The organism is Pseudomonas sp. B3(2017), from assembly GCF_002113595.1.
In the GTDB taxonomy this organism is placed as follows: Bacteria; Pseudomonadota; Gammaproteobacteria; order Pseudomonadales; family Pseudomonadaceae; genus Aquipseudomonas; species Aquipseudomonas ekonensis.
Map to the genome: position 1 here is coordinate 402572 of NZ_NEIU01000001.1, position 19961 is coordinate 422532.

Sequence of the window (19961 nt, forward strand, 5' to 3'; positions counted from 1 at the left end):
CCGGCTCAGGCCTCGACCCGGTTCTGCGGCGCGCCCTGCGCCCAGGCGGCGATGTTGCGCAGGGTCGTCTCGGCGATCGCCCCCAGGGCCTCGTGGGTCAGGAAGGCCTGGTGGGCGGTGACGATCACATTGGGGAAGGTCAGCAGGCGGGCGAGGACATCGTCCTGCAGCGGCAGGTCGGAGCGGTCTTCGAAGAACAGCTGCGCCTCCTCCTCATAGACGTCCAGCCCCAGATACCCCAACTGGCCGTCCTTCAGGGCGTCGATCAGCGCGGGTGTGTCGACCAGCCCGCCGCGCCCTGTGTTGATCAGCATCGTCCCCGGTTGCAGGCACGCCAGCGATTGGCGGTTGATCAGGTGCTTGCTCTGCGCGTTCAGCGGGCAGTGCAGGCTGATGATCCGTGACCGGGCCAGCAGCTCGGGCAGGCTCAGGTAGCGGGCCCCCAGCGCTTCGACGGCGGGGTTGGGGTACGGGTCGTAGGCCAGCAGTTCGCAGCCGAAGCCGTGCATGATCTTGGCGAACGTGGCGCCGATCTGCCCGGTGCCGACGATGCCGACGGTCTTGCCCACCAGATCGAAGCCGGTCAGGCCGTGCAGGCTGAAATCGCCTTCGCGGGTGCGGTTGTAGGCGCGGTGCAGGCGCCGGTTGAGCGCCAGGATCAACGCCACCGCGTGTTCGGCCACGGCATGGGGCGAGTAGGCGGGCACCCGCACGACCGCCAGTCCCAGGCGCCGGGCGGCGGCCAGGTCGATGTGGTTGTAGCCGGCCGAACGCAGCGCGATCAGCCGCGTGCCGCCGGCGGCCAGACGTTCCAGCACCGGTGCGCCGAGGTCGTCGTTGATGAAGGCGCAGACCACCTCGTGATGCTCGGCCAGCGCGGCGGTGTCCAGGCACAGCCGCGCCGGCTGGAAGTGCAGCTCGATGCCGTCCGGGCAGGGGGCGGCGAGGAAACTGTCGCGGTCATACGTCTGGCTGCTGAAAACGATCGTGCGCATGCTGGCCTCCTGAAACCGGGTCGCGGGGCCTGATGGCCCACGCTCACTGTAGCCGTCCGTGGCGCCGCCGGCGTTGTCCTGGATCAGGCACTGATCCTGGCTTGCGCGGCCAGGCGGTTGATCGCCCGATCCAGCTCGTCCAGCGCCTGGGCGGCGTTGGGATCCTGCTGCTTGAGCAGGGTTTCGCTGCGCTGGCAGGCGGCGCGCAGTTGCGGCACGCCGCAGTACCGGGTGGCGCCGTGCAGGCGGTGCACCCGTTCGAGCAAGGCGTTCTGGTCGTTGCCGTCGCGGGCCGTGCGAATCGCTTCCCGGTCGGCCTCAAGCGAGGCCAGCAGCATCGCCAGCATGTCCGCCGCCAGATCCGCCTTGCCGGCGGCCAGGCGCAGGCCTTCCTCGTGATCGAGCACCGGCAGATCCTGAGGGCCGGCCACGCCGTCGGCGGCGCGCTCCTGCACCGGATTGCGCAGCGCCAGCCCGGTCCACTTCAGCACCACCTGGGCCAGTTGCCGTTCGCTGATCGGCTTGGTCAGGTAGTCGTCCATGCCGCTTTGCAGCAAGGCGCGCTTTTCGTTGGCCATGGCGTGGGCGGTGAGGGCGACGATCGGCAGCGGCGTGCAGTGCCGTTCGCTTTCCCACTGACGGATGGTTTCGGTGCTCTGGCGGCCGTCCATGCCCGGCATCTGCACGTCCATCAGCACCAGGTCGAACGCTTCGCTCTGCACGGCGTTGACCGCCGCGTAGCCGCTTTCCACGGCCAGCACCTTGGCGCCCATGTCTTCGAGCAGCGTCTGCACCAGCAGCAGGTTGGCCGGGTTGTCGTCGACGCACAGCACTTTCGGTGCACGGCTGGACAGCGGCTCGCCCGGCTCGCTGCGGGTCTGGCGCGGCAGCACCAGGTCCGACAGCGCCCGCCGCAGTTTGCGCGTGCAGGCCGGTTTGGCCTGAAGCTGGCTGTGGGGGTTGGGCACCGAGAGGTGGAACAGGGTCTGTTCGGTGGTCGGGCACAGCACCAGCACTTTGCAGCCCAGGTGTTCGAGATCCCAGATGTGCTGGTTCAGCCGTTCCGGAAGCATGTCGTTGCTGGTGATGCCGAGCACCGCCAGGTCGATGGCCTGCTCGGTCTGGTGGGCGCCGGTGACGCCGTTGGTCAGGCTCTCCAGGGTGTTGAACGGGGTGACGTCCAGGCCGCAGTCCTCCAGTTGGTGCTGCAGCGCCTGGCGGGCCAGTTCGTGGTTCTCCAGCACCGCCACCCGGCGCCCGAGCAATGGCGCGGCCGGCAGGTCGTCGGTGTCGTCGCGGGTCTTGGGCAGGCTCAGGCTGATCCAGAACTCCGAGCCTTCGCCAGGCGTGCTGTCCACGCCGATCTCGCCGCCCATCTGCTCGATCAGGCGCTTGGAGATCACCAGCCCCAGGCCGGTGCCGCCCGGCTGGCGCGACAGCGAGTTGTCCGCCTGGCTGAAGGCCTGGAACAGGGCGCGCACGTCCTGGGCCGAGAGGCCGATGCCGGTGTCCTGGATGCTGATGCGCAGCTGCACGCTGTCCTCGTGCTCTTCTTCGAGCATCGCCCGGGCGACGATGGTGCCTTCGCGGGTGAACTTGATCGCGTTGCTGACCAGGTTGGTGAGGATCTGCTTGAGCCGCAGCGGATCGCCGACCAGCGACAGCGGCGTGTCGCGGTAGACCAGGCTGACCAGCTCCAGCTGTTTGGCGTGGGCGGCCGGGGCCAGTATGGTCAGGGTGTCCTGCAGCAGGTCGCGCAGGTTGAACGGAATGTGGTCGAGCACCAGCTTGCCGGCCTCGATCTTGGAGAAGTCGAGGATCTCGTTGATGATCCCCAGCAGGCTGTCGGCGGACTTCTCGATGGTTCCCAGGTAGTCGAGCTGGCGCGGGGTGAGCTCGCTTTTCTGCAGCAGGTGGGTGAAGCCGAGGATGCCGTTGAGCGGCGTGCGGATCTCATGGCTCATGTTGGCCAGGAACTCGGATTTGATCCGGCTCGCCTCCAGGGCTTCCTTGCGCGCCAGGTCCAGTTCGATGTTCTGGATCTCGATGGTTTCGAGGTTCTGGCGCACGTCTTCGGTGGCCTGGTCGACGCTGTGCTGCAGTTCTTCCCGGGCGTTCTGCAAGGTGCCGGCCATGCGGTTGATGCCGGAGGCCAACTCGTCGAGTTCCTGGCTGCCGAGGGGCGGCAGGCGGGTTTCCAGGTGGCCGTCCTTGAGCTGCGCGACGGCCTGCTTGATCTGGCTCAGCGGCCGGTTGATGGTGCGCCCCATGCGCACGGCCAACAGCGCCGCGCCGGCCAGGCCTGCGCCGATCAGCAGCAGGCTGGCGAACAGGCTGCGGTAGCCGCGCAGCAGCATGCCGTTGTGCGACAGTTCCAGTTCGACCCAGCCGAGCAGGCGGTCGGACTCTTCGGGGATCAGTTCGCCGGCCAGGTTGCGGTGCTTGCCGAACACCGGCAGCAGGTAGCGGGTCGCATCGTTGCCGCTGCGCCGCAGCAGTTGCAGGCTGTCGCCGCTGGGGGCCTGGTTGAGCATGGTCGGGCCGGCGTGGGCCAGGGGCGAGCGGTCCGGCGCCAGGAAGGTCACGGCGCGCACGTCGGACTGCTCCAGGGACTGGGTGGCGATGCGTTCGAGCAGTTCGCTGTCGCCGTGGCCCATGGCCGGCGCCACCAGCGGCGCCAGTTGCTCGGCGATCATTTCGCCGCGCTGCATCAGTTGGGCCTGCAGGTCGACTTGCTGCGTCCAGGTGAAGTAGCCGCCCAGCACCAGCGCCATCAGGCTGGTGGGCAACAGGGTCAGCAACAGCACGCGACCTTTGATTCCCAGTTTCTTGAGCACGCCCATCTCCCGCATCCCGCTGATCCGTTGACTCTCGCGTGCGTCCGGCACGCGGCTTTGGCGCAGTGTAGCGATTTGCTCGCGGGCAATCTTGGGAAAAATGCCGCCGCCGTCCATCGGCCGCAGCCGCGACGTCCGTCTGCCGGATCAGGCTCGGGTTGCCCGGCGCCCGGCAATCTTGAATAATCCGCCAACTGAGAATTATTTGCAGATAGTCATGACTCCTGTCTCTGTTGGCCAGCCCCGCATCCTTTCCATCGAAGACGATCCTGTGCTCGGTGCCTATGTCCACGAGCACCTGGGCCGCAGCGGCTTTCAGGTGACCTGGTGCCGCAACGGCCAGGAGGGCCTCGATGTCGCCCGGCACCAGCCGTTCGACGTGGTGCTGATGGACATCCTGCTGCCGGGGCTGGACGGGCTCGATGTGCTCACGCAACTGCGCCAGAGCCACTCCACGCCGGTGCTGCTGATGTCCGCCCTGGGCGCCGAAGCCGACCGCATCAGCGGCTTTCGCCTCGGCGCCGACGACTACCTGCCCAAGCCGTTCAGCATGGCCGAGCTGCATGTGCGCATTGAGGCGATCCTGCGGCGCGTCGCGCTCGACCGGCGTCCGGCGCCGTTGGCCGAACCCGTGGCGGCGGGCGCGCTGCGTTTCGACGATGAACAGTGCGATGTGTCCTACCAAGGCCGGCCCGCCGGCCTGACCCGCAGCGAGTATCGCCTGCTGGAGACCCTCGACCGCAACCCCGAAGAGGTGCTGAGCAAGGCCTTCCTCTATCAGCACGTGCTGCAGCGCGGCTACGCGCCCCACGACCGCAGCCTCGACATGCACATCAGCCAGATCCGCCGCAAACTCAAGGCCGTCGGCTACGGCGAGCGCGAAGTGCGCACGGTGTGGGGCAAGGGTTACGTATTGAGCGCACCCGATGAAACCGTCTGAGCTGCCGGGGCGACACTCGCTGTTCTGGAAACTGGCCTGCCTGCTGGTGGCGTTCTGTCTGCTGATGATCTGGCTGAGCTGGTCCTGGGGTCGCTACATGGAGCAGCGCAATCAGTTCCTGTCCGACGAGGCTCGGGGCACGTTGGCCCGTTATGCGGCCGAGGCCGAGCAGGCCTGGCGGGAAGGGCGGCAGGAGGGCGTCGACGCCTGGCTGCGGACCATGCACTGGCGCGAGGCGGGTTGGGTCGGAGTGATCGGCGGCCACCTGCAATCGTTGGGCAGCCAGCCGTTGAGCGAGGCCGAGACCCTGCGCCTGACCTTCCTGCGCGGGCCTGACTGGCCGATCCACAAAAAGGGCCTGCCGTGGCTGCGGGTGCCGTTCCCCGAGAACCCGTCCGCCGGCAGCCTGGTGATCGAGCTGCCCGAGCGCTTCCTGCCGGGGCGCTACAAGACGTTCTGGCGGGTCATCACCAACGGGGTGATCCCCGGCCTGTTCACGCTGCTGCTGTGCGTCGGCCTGTACCGCCTGCTGGTGATGCCGCTGAACAACCTGCGCGAACTGGCCAACGCCTGGCGCGCCGACCAACTGAATGTGCGGCTGTCGAGCGGCATCACCGAGCGTCCCGACGAACTCGGCGAACTGGCCCGGGCCTTCGACTCGATGGCCGAGCGCCTGCAATCGACCGTCGCGCTGCAGCAGCAACTGTTGCGCGACCTGTCCCACGAACTGCGCACGCCATTGAGCCGCCTGCGGGTGGCCAGCGAAGGCGAGCAGGCGCTGTTGCCGTTGCGCGAACGGATCGGGCGCGAGGTCGACATCATGCAGCGGCTGGTGGAAGACACCCTCCAGCTGGCCTGGCTCGACACCGAGCGCACGCCGCTGCCCGACGAGGCGATCCAGATCCAGGCCCTGTGGGAAATGCTGACCGACAACGCCTGCTACGAAAGCGGCTGGCCGAGCCTGCAGTTGCAGTGCACGGTGGAGGCCTCCTGCTGGGTGCGCGGCCACCTCAACACCCTGGCCCAGGCGCTGGAGAACATTCTGCGCAACGCCATCCGCCATTCGCCGCCGGGCGGCGTGGTGCGGCTCGGCGGGCGACGCGACGGCGATTGCTGGCACCTGTGGCTGGAGGATCAGGGGGGTGGCGTGGCCGAGGCGGACCTGGAGCGGATCTTCTCGCCGTTCATCCGGCTCGACGGCTCGCGGCCCGGCGACGGCGGGTTCGGCCTGGGCCTGAGCATCGCGCGCAATGCGGTGCAGCGTCAGGGCGGCAGGCTGTGGGCCGAGAACGGCGCAGACGGCTTGCGGCTGAACCTGCGGTTGAAGGCGCACGACGCCGCCTGCGAGGCGGTGCAGGGCCGGCCTGCGCCGGCGGCGGACGGGCTGCAGCCGCAGATCAGCTGACGGCCCCACGGTTTCTTCACTTATTCCCATAAGCCATAAGCACCATACTTTGCGTGATATGGCCGGCGCGGGTTTGCCGGTATGATAGGCGCCCCCGCTGTCCGGATTGCGAAAAACGCCATGACCTTGCAGTACCCAACCATCGCCGATTGCGTCGGCAACACGCCGCTGGTGCGTTTGCAGCGCCTGCCCGGCGCCACCAGCAACACCCTCTTGCTCAAGCTGGAAGGCAACAACCCGGCGGGTTCGGTCAAGGATCGTCCGGCGTTGTCGATGATCACCCGCGCCGAGCTGCGCGGGCAGATCCGCCCCGGCGACACGCTCATCGAGGCGACCTCGGGCAACACCGGGATCGCCCTGGCGATGGCCGCTGCGATCAAGGGCTACAAGATGATCCTGATCATGCCGGACAACTCCACCGCTGAGCGCAAGGCGGCGATGACCGCCTACGGCGCCGAGCTGATCCTGGTCACCCAGGAAGAGGGCATGGAAGGCGCCCGCGACCTGGCCCAGCGGATGGAGGCCGAAGGCCGCGGCAAGGTGCTCGACCAGTTCGCCAACGGCGACAACCCCGAAGCCCACTACGCCACCACCGGCCCGGAGATCTGGCGCCAGACCCAGGGCACCATCACCCATTTCGTCAGTTCCATGGGCACCACCGGCACCATCATGGGCGTGTCGCGCTACCTCAAGGAACAGAACGACAACGTGCAGATCATCGGCCTGCAACCGATGGAAGGCTCGGCCATTCCCGGCATCCGCCGCTGGCCGCAGGAATACCTGCCGAAGATCTACCAGGCCGACCGCGTCGACCGCATCGTCGACATGGCGCAGAGCGAAGCCGAAGATGTCACCCGTCGCCTGGCCCGCGAAGAAGGCATCTTCTGCGGCGTGTCCTCGGGCGGTGCGGTGGCGGCGATGCTGCGCTTGTCCAAGGAAGTCGAGAACGCGGTGATCGTCGCGATCATCTGCGACCGCGGCGACCGCTACCTGTCGACCGGCCTGTTCGACGCGCCCAACTGATGGCCAAGCAAGCAAGAGGCCTGCGCTTCCAGCCCACCGGCGGCAGCAAGGCCCCGCAACTCCCGACCGGCAAGAAGCAGCGCCTGAGCATCGAGCGCCTGGCCAATGACGGTCGCGGCATCGCGTTCTTCGAAGGCCGCACCTGGTTCGTCCTCGGCGCCCTCGCAGGCGAGGAGGTCGAGGCGCGGGTGCTCGGCGCCCACGGTAAAGTGGTCGAGGCCCGCGCCGAGCGCGTGCTCAAGGCCAGCGAATTGCGCCGTCCGGCCCTTTGCCCGCACGCGGGCCGCTGCGGCGGTTGCAGCGTGCAGCATCTGCCCCACGCTGAACAGCTTGCCCTGAAACAGCGCATGCTGGCCGAGCAGCTGTCGCGGGTCGCCGGCGTCGAACCGCAAGAATGGGCCACGCCGTTGACCGGCCCCGAATTCGGCTACCGGCGCCGCGCCCGGGTGGCGGTGCGCTGGGACGCCAAGGCGAAGCGCCTGGACGTCGGCTTTCGCGCCGCCGGCAGCCAGGACATCGTCGCGATCGATGAGTGCCCGGTGCTGGTACAGCCCTTGCAGCCGATCATGAGCCGGCTGCCGGACATGCTCCGCCGCTTGGGCAAGCCTCAGGCGCTGGGGCATGTGGAACTGTTCAGCGGCTCGTCGCTGGCGGTGCTGCTGCGGCACACGGCGCCGCTGTCGGAGCCGGACCTGACGATCCTCAAGGATTTCTGCGCGTTCCACGGGGCGCAGCTGTGGCTGCACGGCGAAGGCGAGCCGCAGCCTACGGACCCTGCGCAGTCGCTGGGCTACCGCCTGGAGACGTGGGGGCTGGAGCTGGCCTGGCGTCCGGGCGACTTCATCCAGGTCAACGCCGGCGTCAACGAGGCGATGGTCGCCCAGGCACTGGAGTGGCTCAAGCCCACGGGCGATGAGCGTGTGCTCGACCTGTTCTGCGGCCTGGGCAACTTTGCCTTGCCGTTGGCCAAGGCCGTGCGTGAGGTGGTGGCGGTCGAAGGCGTGCAGACGATGGTCGACCGTGCGGCGGAGAACGCCGCCAGCAACAATTTGCATAACACAAAGTTTTTTCAGGCCGATTTATCCCAGCCTTTGACCGATGCCGAATGGATCGGAAACGGCTTTTCTGCGGTACTCTTGGACCCACCCCGTGACGGTGCTTTCGAGGTGGTGCGCAAGCTGGCGACCCTGGGTGCCCAACGGCTGGTGTACGTGTCGTGCAACCCTGCAACTCTGGCGCGCGACACGGTCGAATTGATCAAGCAGGGCTACCGGTTAAAACGTGCCGGGATTCTCGATATGTTTCCTCAGACGGCGCATGTCGAGGCCATGGCGTTATTTGAAGCGGGCTAGGATGGCCCGTCTGATCCGTCTGGTCCGCCCGGACAGCGCTCGTCCCAGCCCCGCGAGCGCGAACGGGCAATGAAGGTCAGCGATTTGACGCATTGAATCTGCGTCGTAGGGAAGGTAAAGCAAGATGGTACAGGTGAGAGCACACCAGCCGATCAACACCGACGGCAGTATCAATCTCGAGGCTTGGCTCGATCATGCGGTCAGCGTCGATCTGGCGCTGGATCGCGAAGCCTTGAAGGAGGCCTGCGAATACGCCCGTCAGGCCGAGCAGCAATCCAAAGCGGCGAACAATCTGTGGACCGAGGGCAGCGGCAGCTTCAGCACCGGTCTTGAGATCGCCGAGATCCTGGCCGACCTCAAGCTCGACCAGGATTCCCTGGTGGCCGCCGTGCTGTACCGCGGCGTGCGCGAAGGCCAGATCGAGCTCGCGGCGGTCAGCCAGCGGTTCGGCCCGGTGGTCGCCAAGCTGATCGACGGCGTGCAGCGCATGGCGGCGATCAGCGCCAGCCTCAGCCCCCGTCAGTCCATGGTGCTGGGCACCCAGGGCCAGGTCGAGAACCTGCGCAAGATGCTGGTGGCCATGGTCGACGACGTGCGCGTCGCGCTGATCAAGCTGGCCGAGCGCACCTGCGCGATCCGGGCGGTGAAGACCGCCGACGACGAGAAGCGCAACCGGGTCGCCCGGGAGGTGTTCGACATCTATGCGCCGCTGGCGCACAGGCTCGGCATCGGCCACATCAAGTGGGAGCTGGAGGACCTGTCCTTCCGCTACCTGGAGCCTGACCAGTACAAGCAGATCGCCAAGCTGCTGCACGAGCGGCGGCTCGACCGCGAACGCTTCATCAGCGACGTGATGACCCAGCTCAAGAACGAACTGCAGGCCACCGGCGTCGAGGCCGACATCAGCGGCCGGGCCAAGCACATCTATTCGATCTGGCGAAAGATGCAGCGCAAGGGCCTGGAGTTCAGCCAGATCTACGACGTGCGCGCCGTGCGCGTGCTGGTGCCGGAGATGCGCGACTGCTACACCGCGCTCGGCATCGTCCACACCCTGTGGCGGCACATCCCCAAAGAGTTCGACGACTACATCGCCAACCCGAAGGAGAACGGCTACCGCTCGCTGCACACCGCCGTGATCGGCCCGGAAGGCAAGGTGCTGGAGGTGCAGATCCGTACCCACGCCATGCACGAGGAGGCCGAACTCGGCGTCTGCGCGCACTGGCGCTACAAGGGCACCGACGTCAAGTCCGGCTCCAACCACTACGAAGAGAAGATCTCCTGGCTGCGTCAGGTGCTCGAGTGGCATGAAGAGCTGGGCGACATCGGCGGCCTGGCCGAGCAACTGCGGGTCGACATCGAGCCGGACCGGGTCTACATCTTCACCCCGGACGGCCATGCCATCGACCTGCCCAAGGGCGCGACGCCGCTGGACTTCGCCTACCGCGTGCACACCGAGATCGGCCACAACTGCCGCGGCGCCAAGATCAACGGGCGGATCGTGCCGCTTAACTACAGCCTGCAGACCGGCGAGCAGGTCGAGATCATCACCAGCAAGCATGGCACCCCGAGCCGCGACTGGCTGAACCCGAACCTGGGGTACGTCACCACGTCCCGGGCGCGGGCCAAGATCGTCCACTGGTTCAAGCTGCAGGCCCGGGATCAGAACGTCGCGGCGGGCAAGACCCTGCTCGAGCGCGAGCTCAACCGCCTCGGCCTGCCGGCGGTGGACTTCGACAAGCTGGCCGACAAGGCCAACATGAAGACCGCCGAAGACCTGTTCGCCGCCCTCGGTGCCGGCGACCTGCGCCTGGCGCAGCTGGTCAACCTGGCGCAGCAGCTGGTCGAGCCGGAGCGCGGCAACGAGCAGCTGGAGCTGATCCCGCGCAAGGCCGCCGGCTACAAGCCGGGCAAGCGCGGCGACATCCAGATCCAGGGCGTCGGCAACCTGATGACGCAGATGGCCGGCTGCTGCCAGCCGTTGCCGGGCGACGCGATCGTCGGCTACATCACCCAGGGCCGCGGCGTGAGCATCCACCGCCAGGACTGCGCCTCGGTGCTGCAACTGGCCGGCCGCGAGCCGGAGCGCATCATCCAGGTCAGCTGGGGCCCGGTGCCGGTGCTCACCTACCCGGTGGACATCGTCATCCGCGCCTACGACCGTTCCGGGCTGCTGCGTGACGTCTCGCAAGTGCTGCTCAACGAGCGCATCAACGTGCTGGCGGTCAACACCCGCTCGAACAAGGAGGACAACACCGCGCTGATGTCCCTGACCATCGAGATCCCGGGGCTGGACGCGCTGGGGCGGTTGCTGGGGCGGATTTCCCAGTTGCCGAACATCATCGAGACGCGGCGCAACCGCACGCCTTGAGGAGCAACGGCGCAAGCGGGCCTGCCCGCTTGCGCAGGGTTTTGTGGTGAGACAGACATGACGTACAGCCTGGAAGACCTGCTGCACCTGATGAACCGTCTGCGGGATCCGCAGTACGGCTGCCCGTGGGACATCAAGCAGACCTACGCCACCATCGTCCCGCACACCCTGGAAGAGGCCTACGAGGTCGCCGACGCCATCGAGCGCGGCGATTTCGATCACTTGCAGGGCGAGTTGGGCGATCTGCTGTTCCAGGTGGTGTATTACAGCCAGCTGGCCCGGGAGGAGGGTCGGTTCGAGTTCGCCGGCGTGGTGGACAGCATCACCCGCAAGCTGGTGCGCCGTCACCCGCACGTGTTTCCCACCGGCGACCTGTATGCGCCGCTGGACGTGCCGCGGCTGAACGAAGAGCAGGTCAAGGAGCGTTGGGAAGAGATCAAGGCCGAAGAGCGCGCCGAGAAATCCGCCGAGCCGCAGCAACTGTCGCTGCTCGACGACGTGCCCGCCGCGCTGCCGGCCTTGTCGCGCTCGGCCAAGCTGCAGAAGCGCGCCGGGCAGGTCGGTTTCGACTGGCCGGACGCTTTGCCGGTGTTGGACAAGGTGCGCGAGGAGCTCGACGAGGTGCTTGAGGCCATGTCGGAAAACGACCCGGCGGCGGTGGCCGACGAGATCGGCGATCTGCTGTTTTCGGTGGTCAACCTGGCCCGGCACCTGAAGGTCGATCCGGAAACCGCGCTGCGCGGCGCCAACGGCAAGTTCGAGCGGCGTTTCCGTTTTATCGAACAGGCATTGCGCGACACCCGTCGTCCCATGGAAGATTGCACCCTCGAAGAGTTGGACGCCTTGTGGGGCGAAGCCAAACGACAGGAAAAGAATGCGCCCGGCTGCGGCTGAGCAATTTGCCCAAGTGAGTAAGCACCATGAGTATTTCCCTTCGCGACCAGTTGCTCAAGGCAGGGCTGGTCAACCAAAAGCAGGTCAAGCAAGTCAGCAAGGACAAGCAAAAGCAGCAACGCCTGGCCCACAAGGGGCAAATCGAGCTGGACGACTCGCAGCAGCGCGCGGCCCAGGAGGCCCAGGCCGAGAAGGTCAAGCGCGACCAGGAGCTGAACCGCCAGCAGCAGGAAAAGGCCGAGGCCAAGGCCCGCGCCGCGCAGATCAAGCAATTGATCGAGGTGTCGCGCCTGCCGAAGCTGAACACCGAGGACTACTACAACTTCGTCGATGACAAGAAGGTCAAGCGCCTTTCGGTCAACACGCTGATGCGCAACAAGCTCAGCAGCGGTTCGCTGGCGATCGTGCACCACGCCGGCGGCTACGAAGTGATCCCGCGCGAGGCCGCCCTGAAGATCCAGGAGCGCGATCCGCAGCGCATCGTGCAGATGAACGAGAAGACCGAAGAGGTCACGGACGAGGACGATCCGTACGCGGCCTATCAGATCCCTGACGATCTGATGTGGTAAGCGTCCGACACGCATAACGACGAACCCCGCTCATGGCGGGGTTCGTCGTTATGGATGCTGTGTCGCTTGCCGCTCAGCCCTGTTCGCGCTGGCGCTCCAGCAGCTCCAGCTCGGCCTTGTAGCTGTGGGCGTCGGCCTCGTTGTGGAACATCCCCACCAGCAAGTCCTGTTGATGCACGTCCCAGATCCGTACGCCGGCGGCCACGCCTTCATGGGACATGTGTGAATCGTCGCGTTCAGTCACTTTTACAGTCATCTGCTAGCTCCAATCTCTGTTATCTGCAGCAAGGCATGTGCAGGACTCTTTTATAGAGTTTGTTAGCTTGCTAAGTAAACGTTCGGTTTCTGCAATGTATCCTTGCGGATTTCGCAACAGTGCTGGAGCCCGCGTGATACGCGACATTCAGTCGCAGGGCGGGAAGTTGCATGACAGATGTTTCATGTTGGCGGGGCGTTGCGCACCCCTTTGCGCAAGCCGTTGTGCCTTGGCGGGCGTCCGGCGGCGAGGTTTCTCCAGGCGAAAAAAAAACGCCCCGAACCGGTCGGGGCGTTTTTCATGTGCGGCTCAGCAGCGTGAAATCACTTGCCGGTCCAGCGCTTCAGCACCAGGGTGGCGTTGGTGCCGCCGAAGCCGAAGCTGTTGCTCATCACGGTGTCGATCTTGGCGTTCTCGCGGGTCTGGGTCAGCACCGGCAGGTCGGCCACTTCCGGATCCAGCTCGTCGATGTTGGCGGAGCCGGCGATGAAGTTGCCTTCCATCATCAGCATGCAGTAGATCGCTTCGTGAACGCCGGCGGCGCCCAGGGAGTGACCCGACAGGCTCTTGGTGGAGCTGATGGCCGGCGCCTTGTCACCGAAGACTTCGCGCACGCCTTTCATTTCCGCGACGTCGCCGACCGGGGTTGAGGTGCCGTGGGTGTTCAGGTAGTCGATCGGGGTGTCGACGGTGGACAGCGCCTGCTGCATGCAGCGGATCGCGCCTTCGCCGCTCGGGGCGACCATGTCGTAGCCGTCGGAGGTCGCGCCGTAGCCGACGATTTCCGCGTAGATCTTCGCGCCGCGGGCCAGAGCGTGCTCCAGCTCCTCGACCACCACCATGCCGCCGCCGCCGGCGATGACGAAACCGTCACGGTCGGCGTCGTAGGCGCGGGAGGCCTTTTCCGGGGTGTCGTTGCGCTTGCTGGACAGGGCGCCCATGGCGTCGAACAGGAACGACTGGCTCCAGTGCTCTTCTTCGCCGCCGCCGGCGAAGACGATGTCCTGCTTGCCCATCTGGATCTGTTCCATCGCGGTGCCGATGCAGTGGGCGCTGGTGGCGCAGGCGGAGGCGATGGAGTAGTTCAGGCCCTTGATCTTGAACGGTGTGGCCAGGCAGGCCGACACGGTGCTGCTCATGGTGCGGGTCACGCGGTACGGGCCGACGCGCTTGACGCCTTTCTCGCGCAGGATGTCCAGCGCTTCCATCTGGTTCAGGGTGGAGGCGCCGCCGGAGCCGGCGATCAGGCCGGTGCGCGGGTTGGACACCTGCTCTTCGGTCAGGCCGGAGTCCTTGATCGCGTCAGCCATCGCCAGGTAGGCGTAGGCGGCTGCGTGACCGACGAAACGGTAGACCTTGCGGTCGATCAGTTCTTCGAGGTTGAGGTCGATGGAGCCGGAAACCTGGCTACGCAGACCCATTTCGGCGTATTCCGGGTTGAACCGGATGCCAGGGCGGCTTGCACGCAGGTTGGCGGAGACGGTCTCTTTGTCATTGCCCAGGCAAGAAACGATGCCCAGACCAGTGATAACGACGCGGCGCATGCGGATAACCCTTAGAAGTTGTCAGTGGAGGTGAACACGCCGACCCGTAGGCCTTCGGCGGTGTAGATTTCGCGACCGTCGACGCTGACCGAACCATCGGCGATGGCCATGTTCAGCTTGCCCTTGAGGACGCGCTTGATATGAATGTTGTAGGTGACTTTGCTGGCGGTCGGCAGCACCTGGCCGAAGAACTTCACTTCGCCCGAACCCAGCGCACGGCCGCGGCCCGGCAGGCCTTGCCAGCCTAGGAAGAAGCCGACCAGTTGCCACATGGCGTCCAGGCCCAGGCAGCCCGGCATCACCGGATCGCCTTCGAAATGGCAGGCGAAGAACCACAGGTCCGGGGTGATGTCCAGCTCGGCGACCAATTCACCTTTGCCGTACTTGCCGCCTTCTTCGCAGATGTGGGTGATGCGATCCACCATCAGCATGTTCGGGGCGGGCAGTTGCGCGTTACCTGGGCCGAACAGCTCACCGCGACTGCAGCGCAGCAGGTCTTCCCGGGTAAAGGCGTTTTGTTTGGTCATGCGAGCTCCTCAATAGTCCCATGCGGCAGGTGGGGCGTTCTTCCCGGCCGACCGAAGCGTTCATGCCTCGATCCGGCAGCCTACTCATAGACTATTGCGTTGTAGTGAAAGTCACAGCACCAAGGACATGAATGTACACTTGTGCACTGAAATTTTTATTCAAGCCCCTTTTGAGGCCCGTTCGGGAGCCTAAGACTGCCGCACTTTCGCTTTCCACGCCAGTCGCAGATGCTTGAAAGGCTGTCCCTTACTGCACCCAGCGCTGCATGATCTGCTGCAAATCGTTGCGTTTGAACGGCTTGGCCAGATAGTCGTTCATCCCCGCCGACAGGCAGTTTTCCCGGTCGCCCTGCAAGGCGTTGGCGGTCAGCGCGATGATCGGCACATCGTTGCAGGCGGGCAGGCGGCGGATCTGGCGCGTCGCCTCGTAGCCGTCGATGACCGGCAGCCGGCAGTCCATCAGGATAGCTTCGAATCGCTGCCCGTCGGCGCAGCGCACCGCTTGCGCGCCGTCGGTGGCGATGCTGACGGCAAAGCCCAGGCTGCGCAGCATCGCTTCGATCACGGTCTGGTTGACCGGGTTGTCCTCCACCAGCAGCACCTTGCGCCCTTCGCCGTGGCCGTCGCCGGCCAAGAGGCGTGGCGCCGCCAGTGTCGGCAACGCCTGCTTATATATAGCCAAGGGGATTTCCAGGGTAAACACCGAACCGCGGCCTTCTTCGCTCTGCGCCCGCAGGGTGCCGCCCATCCGTTCGGCGAGGGTGCGGGCGATCGGCAGGCCCAGCCCCGTCCCGCCGTAGCGTCGGGAGATCGAACTGTCGGCCTGCTGGAACGCGTTGAACATCAGTTCCAGGCTTTGCGGGGAGATGCCGATGCCGCTGTCGCGCACCGAGCAGGTGAACCAGAGCAGTTCGTGGTCCAGCGACTGCCATTGCGCTTCGATGCCGACCTGGCCCTGTTCGGTGAACTTCAGCGCGTTGCCCACCAGGTTGACCAGAATCTGTCGGATCCGCGTCGGATCGCCTTGCACCTGCAGATCGCGCATGTCGTCCGGGATCCGCAACTGCAGGCTCAAGCCGCGCTGCAGGGCGCTGTGCTGGAACGACTGGGCGCAGGCGGCGATCAGGTCGGCCAGGTTGAAGGGGATGTGCTCCAGTTCCAGCTCCGAACGCTCGATGCGCGAGAAGTCCAGGATGTCGTTGATGACCTTGAGCAAGTGCTCGGTGGACTCGGACGCCAGGGCGGCGTACTCGATCTGCTCTTCGGTCATCTCGGTGGTCTCAAGCAACTGCAGCATGCCGAGGACGCCGTTCATGGGCGTGCGCAGTTCATGGCTCATCATCGCCAGGAAGTCCGATTTGGCGTTGTTGGCCTTTTCCGCCTCTTCGCGGGTCTGGATCAGTTGCGCCATGGCCTGCTGCTGTTCGCGGCTGGCCTGTTCCAGGGCCTGGGCCAGGTTGTTGATGTGCTGCGACAGGGCGCCCAGTTCGGTGTCGTCGACGATCGGCAGCGGCGTCTTGAAGTCGCCGTCCTGGATGGCCCGCACCGCATGGCCGATGTCGCGGATCGGCTGGGACAGGCTGCCGGCCAGCCGCCGTGCTAGGACGAAGGTGAACAGCAGGGCGAACAGCGCGAGGATGCCGGCCTTGAGCAGGATTTCCTGCTGGCGCTGGCTGAAGGCGTCGCTGGACAGGCCGACGATCACCCGGCCCAGGTAATCCTCGCCGGTGCCGTTCCTGGCCGGACGGCTGTCCTGGAAAAAGTCGTTGTGCAGGGCGATCCGCTGCAGCCTGACCGGCGCCTGGAACACCTCGACCTGATGCGGGCGGTTGTGGGCGTTCGCCGCTTGCTCGACGTAGGCCAGCACTCGGTTGCCGCTGTCCTGCACCTCCAGGAAACGTACGTTGGGCGTAGCCAGGGTGGCTTTGAGCAGGCTCTCCAGCACTTCGTTGTTGCCGGAGATCACCCCGTATTCGGTGGCCGGCGCCAGTTGGTTGGCGATCAGTTGGCCGGTGCGGGTGAGCTCCTGGCGCAGATCCTGGATGCGCACGAAGGTGAAGAAGGTGATCAGGAGCAAAGTCAGCAACAGCGCAGGGCCCAGGCTGATCAGTTGGGTGCGGGTGTTGATGTCCCAGCGGCGGCGGAAAATCATGGGCGGCGCTCTCCTTCGGCCAAATCCTTGGCCACAGACACTTCATCGGGCAGTTCGATACCTAAGGAACGAGCCACCTGGGCATTGCTTGAGACCTTGAAACGATCGGGGTAGAGCGTGCGCGGCCAGTTGGCCGGCGGACGGTCGAGCAAGGCGTCGAGAATGGCCAGCCAGTCGCTCTGGTCGCTGTAGCTGCTGGCCAGGCTGCCGGCGCGCACGAACGCGACGTTGGGGCCGATCAGCGCCAGTTGTCGGGAATAACTGCTGAGCAGCAGGTTTTTCGCGGTCTTGGGGTTGTATAGGTCAGGGTCGTCGAGCCCCAGCAGCACGTCGCTGTTTTTCAGCAAGGCCTGCAACGGGCGGCTGTCGCGGGTGTTGTCCCAGCGCTCGCCGACGATTTCCAGATCCAGCGACCGGGCCGCCAGGTGCAGCTCCTGCAAAAGAAACTCGCTGTGCCGGTCGAACAGCACGCCGACCCGGCGGGCCTGGGGCAGGAGCCGGCGGATCAGCTGCAGTTGGCGGCCGGGCATCGGGTCGCTCCACAGCAGGCTCAGGTGCGACGGCGGCTGGGCGTTGCCGAAGCGCTGCTGCGCTTGCAGGCGGCTGATGCGCAGCACCAGGGTGGCCGGCCCCGGGGTCTCTTGCAGGCGCCAGTCCAGGCTCGGCAGATCCAGCAGGATCAGGCGCAGGCTGGCCGGCAGCTTGCCCGGGGCCGGCAGGCTGGCCAACGGCTGGAAGCGTACGCGGTCGGTGGGGCGCAGCTCGCTCAGGGCCTGGACGAAGGACTGCACCCCCGGGCTTTCCTCGGCGCCGGTCAACAGGATGTCCGCCGCCTGCACGGCCACGCCGTGCAGCCACGCTGTCAGGAACAGGCAGAGCCCGGCCAGCCAGTGGCCGACGCCCGGCATCTTCCGTGACAGGGGCAGACGCATCTTAAAACTCCAGCTCCGCGCTGAGGTACATCACGCGGCGGTCGTCGTAGTTGTTGTCGACGAACGTGGTCGGCTCATGGTCCAGACGCTGCTGCACCACGCCGGCCAATTGCAGCTGGGCCTTGCCCAGGGGGATGCGTTTGGCGATGCGCGTGTCCACCCGCTCGAAGCGGTAACCGTTGAGCGCGTTGTCGCCGTAGTAGAAGAGGGCGCTGCTCCAGCCCCGGCCCCAGTCGCGCAGCCAGCCGGCGGAACCGCTGTTGCGCGCGGTGAACTGTTGGTCCTGGGGGTTGCTGGCCTGCGCGTCGACGAAGGCATAGGTCACGCGCAACCGGTCGACGGCGCTCAGGCGCCAGTCCGCCTGGGTTTCGGTGCCGCGGAAGCGGGCGCTGTTGGCGTTGCTGGCGATGAACTGATTGTTGCGCAGCGGCTCGCTGATCATGCCGGTGATTTCGTCGTAGAACAGTTTCACGTCCAGGGCCAGGCCCAGGTCGGCGAAAAAGCCGTTGTAGCCCAGTTCCCGCGAACGCATGCGTTCCTGGTCGAGGTCGCCGGGGCCGCGGGTCTTGACGAAGTAGCGGGCCGAGGACTGACCGTAGGCGTAGGGCCGCAGCCCCGAGACCTGATAGCTCCAGTTGACGTTGTTCTCGAACATGCCCGGCGAACGGATCGCCTCCGAATACACCGCGCGCAGGCCGTGGCGCGGATTGATCAGGTAATTGACCGCGAACCTGGGCGTCAGCGAACTGCCCACCAGCCGGGTGTCTTCGAACATCGCACCGCCCTGCAGCAGCCAATGTTCGCTGGCGCGCCACTCCAACTGGCCGAACGTGCGCCAGGTGGTGTCGTCCAGCGTGCCGTTGAAATAGGTTTCGGACTCGGCCCGGTCGTAACGGTAGTTCATGCCGCTGACCAGGCGCAGGCTGTCGGACAGGCTGAGGGTGTCCTGCAATTCTAGGTCATAGCGCGACTCGCGGATGCTCTGGTCGATGTCGCCGCACACGGTGCGGCTGGCGCCGTTGCGCCACTGGTCCAGCACCTGGTTGGCCAGCGCCATCTCGGCCGGCGTGCCGGGCGGTGCGCCCGGGCCGGTGAAGCGGTTCATGTTGCGCGCCAGCAGTTCGGTGTAGTTGGGGTTGAGTTTCCACAGCTCGGTCAGTTGCGGACTGAACGACACTTCGGCGTCGCAGGCGCGCCAGGTCTGCTGCCGGTCCCAGTGCTGCGCCGAACCCTGCACATACAGGCTGTGGTCGGGATTCACGTCGAGGTTCCAGCGCACCGAGCCGGCGTAGTCCTTGGCGATCACGTCGGAATTGTTGCCGGCCGCGGTGATGCCGTAGAACACCGGCCGGTAGGTGTAGGGGCGCTGGTTGGTGCCGTCCTTCGCGTTGATCTGCCAATCCAGGCTCTGATCGTCGCTGAGCGTGTGGCTGACCGCCAGGCTGAAGCGGTCCAGGCGTCGGCTGTCGCGGTAGTCGGCGCCGGTGCGGTCTTCATCGAAGCCGTCGTCCTGCTGGCCGGACAGCGACAGGCGCAGGTTGCCGCCGTTCCAGCCGGTGCCTTGGCTGGCGTAGTAGTCGTTGATGCCGCGCTGGCCGCGGCTGATCTTGATGCGCGTGCCGTGGCTGTCCGCCGGGTTGCGCGTGATGATGTTGACCACCGCCATCAGCGCATTGGCGCCGTAGCTGACGGTGTTGGGGCCGCGGAACACCTCGATGCGCTCCACGTCTTCCATGGCCACCGGGATGTCGCTCCAGTCCACCGTGGCCAGGCCGGCGCGGTACACCGAACGGCCGTCGATCAGCACCTGCATGCGCCGCGCCTGGGTGGCGTTGGTGCCGTGGTAGTTGACGGCGGCCTGGTTGCCGCTGATGTCGCCGACCATCATGCCCGGCACCTGGCGCAGCAGTTCGCTGATGTCCCGGGCGCCGCTGGCGTTGATCAGTTCGCTGTCGAGCACGGTCATGCTGCCGGGCACTTCGGCCGGCGACTGTTTCAGGCGGGTGGCGGTCAGGATCTGCGGCAGGGCCTCGCTGTCCAGAAAGAGGTCGTCCGCCAGCACGGCCGGGCTGAACAGCAGCGCCAGCAGCAGGGAGGAACGTGTGGAAGATGGACCAAAAGACACGAGACAGCCTTGATAGCGAATAAGTGGCGCGCATGTTAACCG

At 66.1% G+C, this 19961-nt stretch carries 15 protein-coding genes; 7 read left to right on the forward strand and 8 right to left on the reverse strand.

Going from position 1 to position 19961, the window contains the following annotated elements; genetic code table 11:
* Positions 1–5: 5 nt before the first annotated feature.
* Positions 6–995, reverse strand: coding sequence for a 2-hydroxyacid dehydrogenase (locus tag CAG33_RS01765; protein ID WP_085636689.1), 990 nt, complete (start codon positions 993–995; stop codon positions 6–8).
* 83 nt (positions 996–1078) lie between these two features.
* Complete coding sequence (locus CAG33_RS01770) at positions 1079–3832, reverse strand: response regulator (protein WP_085578292.1); 2754 nt, start codon at positions 3830–3832, stop codon at positions 1079–1081.
* Between the two features lie 217 nt (positions 3833–4049).
* Between CAG33_RS01770 and CAG33_RS01775 the strand changes: the two genes are divergently transcribed.
* From CAG33_RS01775 to CAG33_RS01805, 7 genes are all read left to right on the forward strand, one after another.
* The gene (locus tag CAG33_RS01775; RefSeq protein WP_085578181.1) at positions 4050–4772 is read left to right on the forward strand and encodes a response regulator transcription factor; all 723 of its coding nucleotides are present in this window, start codon (positions 4050–4052) and stop codon (positions 4770–4772) included.
* A complete protein-coding gene (locus tag CAG33_RS01780) occupies positions 4759–6177 on the forward strand; it encodes a sensor histidine kinase (RefSeq protein WP_085636691.1) in 1419 nt (472 codons plus the stop codon). Before CAG33_RS01775 ends, CAG33_RS01780 begins: the two co-directional genes overlap by 14 nt.
* 120 nt (positions 6178–6297) lie before the next feature.
* A complete protein-coding gene (gene cysM, locus CAG33_RS01785; protein WP_170929933.1) occupies positions 6298–7200 on the forward strand; it encodes a cysteine synthase CysM in 903 nt (300 codons plus the stop codon).
* A complete protein-coding gene (gene rlmD, locus CAG33_RS01790) occupies positions 7200–8552 on the forward strand; it encodes a 23S rRNA (uracil(1939)-C(5))-methyltransferase RlmD (protein ID WP_085636693.1) in 1353 nt (450 codons plus the stop codon). Before cysM ends, rlmD begins: the two co-directional genes overlap by 1 nt.
* 124 nt (positions 8553–8676) lie before the next feature.
* Positions 8677–10920 carry a GTP diphosphokinase gene (gene relA, locus CAG33_RS01795; protein WP_085578177.1) on the forward strand — a complete coding sequence of 748 codons (2244 nt, stop codon included), beginning with the start codon at positions 8677–8679 and terminating at the stop codon, positions 10918–10920.
* A 57-nt stretch (positions 10921–10977) separates the two neighbouring features.
* Positions 10978–11814 (forward strand): nucleoside triphosphate pyrophosphohydrolase, encoded by an 837-nt coding sequence (gene mazG, locus CAG33_RS01800; protein ID WP_085636695.1) that lies wholly within the window; start codon positions 10978–10980, stop codon positions 11812–11814.
* A 26-nt stretch (positions 11815–11840) separates the two neighbouring features.
* The gene (locus CAG33_RS01805; protein ID WP_085578175.1) at positions 11841–12383 is read left to right on the forward strand and encodes a DUF2058 domain-containing protein; all 543 of its coding nucleotides are present in this window, start codon (positions 11841–11843) and stop codon (positions 12381–12383) included.
* Positions 12384–12456: 73 nt separating this feature from the next.
* Here the strand turns inward: CAG33_RS01805 and CAG33_RS01810 are convergent, their stop codons facing one another.
* From CAG33_RS01810 to CAG33_RS01835, 6 genes are all read right to left on the reverse strand, one after another.
* Positions 12457–12639 carry a hypothetical protein gene (locus tag CAG33_RS01810; protein WP_085578174.1) on the reverse strand — a complete coding sequence of 61 codons (183 nt, stop codon included), beginning with the start codon at positions 12637–12639 and terminating at the stop codon, positions 12457–12459.
* Positions 12640–12962: 323 nt separating this feature from the next.
* Complete coding sequence (gene fabB, locus CAG33_RS01815) at positions 12963–14183, reverse strand: beta-ketoacyl-ACP synthase I (RefSeq protein WP_085578173.1); 1221 nt, start codon at positions 14181–14183, stop codon at positions 12963–12965.
* Between the two features lie 11 nt (positions 14184–14194).
* On the reverse strand, positions 14195–14710 hold the full coding sequence (gene fabA / locus CAG33_RS01820) for a 3-hydroxyacyl-[acyl-carrier-protein] dehydratase FabA (protein ID WP_085578172.1): 516 nt from the start codon (positions 14708–14710) through the stop codon (positions 14195–14197).
* Positions 14711–14957: 247 nt separating this feature from the next.
* The gene (locus tag CAG33_RS01825; protein WP_085636697.1) at positions 14958–16862 is read right to left on the reverse strand and encodes an ATP-binding protein; all 1905 of its coding nucleotides are present in this window, start codon (positions 16860–16862) and stop codon (positions 14958–14960) included.
* Entirely contained in the window at positions 16859–17794 is a 936-nt protein-coding gene (locus CAG33_RS01830; RefSeq protein WP_085578170.1) for an ABC transporter substrate-binding protein, read from the reverse strand. The genes CAG33_RS01825 and CAG33_RS01830 overlap by 4 nt, the downstream gene beginning before the upstream one ends.
* A gap of 1 nt (position 17795) precedes the next feature.
* Positions 17796–19919: a TonB-dependent siderophore receptor gene (locus tag CAG33_RS01835; protein ID WP_085636699.1), complete on the reverse strand. Its 2124-nt coding sequence runs from the start codon at positions 19917–19919 to the stop codon at positions 17796–17798.
* Positions 19920–19961 lie beyond the last annotated feature (42 nt).

Coding starts and splice junctions, on each gene's coding strand:
- CAG33_RS01765 (WP_085636689.1), bottom strand. CDS start 995: ATGCGCACGATCGTTTTCAGCAGCCAGACGTATGACCGCGACAGTTTC.
- CAG33_RS01775 (WP_085578181.1), top strand. CDS start 4,050: ATGACTCCTGTCTCTGTTGGCCAGCCCCGCATCCTTTCCATCGAAGAC.
- CAG33_RS01780 (WP_085636691.1), top strand. CDS start 4,759: ATGAAACCGTCTGAGCTGCCGGGGCGACACTCGCTGTTCTGGAAACTG.
- cysM (WP_170929933.1), top strand. CDS start 6,298: ATGACCTTGCAGTACCCAACCATCGCCGATTGCGTCGGCAACACGCCG.
- rlmD (WP_085636693.1), top strand. CDS start 7,200: ATGGCCAAGCAAGCAAGAGGCCTGCGCTTCCAGCCCACCGGCGGCAGC.
- relA (WP_085578177.1), top strand. CDS start 8,677: ATGGTACAGGTGAGAGCACACCAGCCGATCAACACCGACGGCAGTATC.
- mazG (WP_085636695.1), top strand. CDS start 10,978: ATGACGTACAGCCTGGAAGACCTGCTGCACCTGATGAACCGTCTGCGG.
- CAG33_RS01805 (WP_085578175.1), top strand. CDS start 11,841: ATGAGTATTTCCCTTCGCGACCAGTTGCTCAAGGCAGGGCTGGTCAAC.
- CAG33_RS01810 (WP_085578174.1), bottom strand. CDS start 12,639: ATGACTGTAAAAGTGACTGAACGCGACGATTCACACATGTCCCATGAA.
- fabB (WP_085578173.1), bottom strand. CDS start 14,183: ATGCGCCGCGTCGTTATCACTGGTCTGGGCATCGTTTCTTGCCTGGGC.
- fabA (WP_085578172.1), bottom strand. CDS start 14,710: ATGACCAAACAAAACGCCTTTACCCGGGAAGACCTGCTGCGCTGCAGT.
- CAG33_RS01825 (WP_085636697.1), bottom strand. CDS start 16,862: ATGATTTTCCGCCGCCGCTGGGACATCAACACCCGCACCCAACTGATC.
- CAG33_RS01830 (WP_085578170.1), bottom strand. CDS start 17,794: ATGCGTCTGCCCCTGTCACGGAAGATGCCGGGCGTCGGCCACTGGCTG.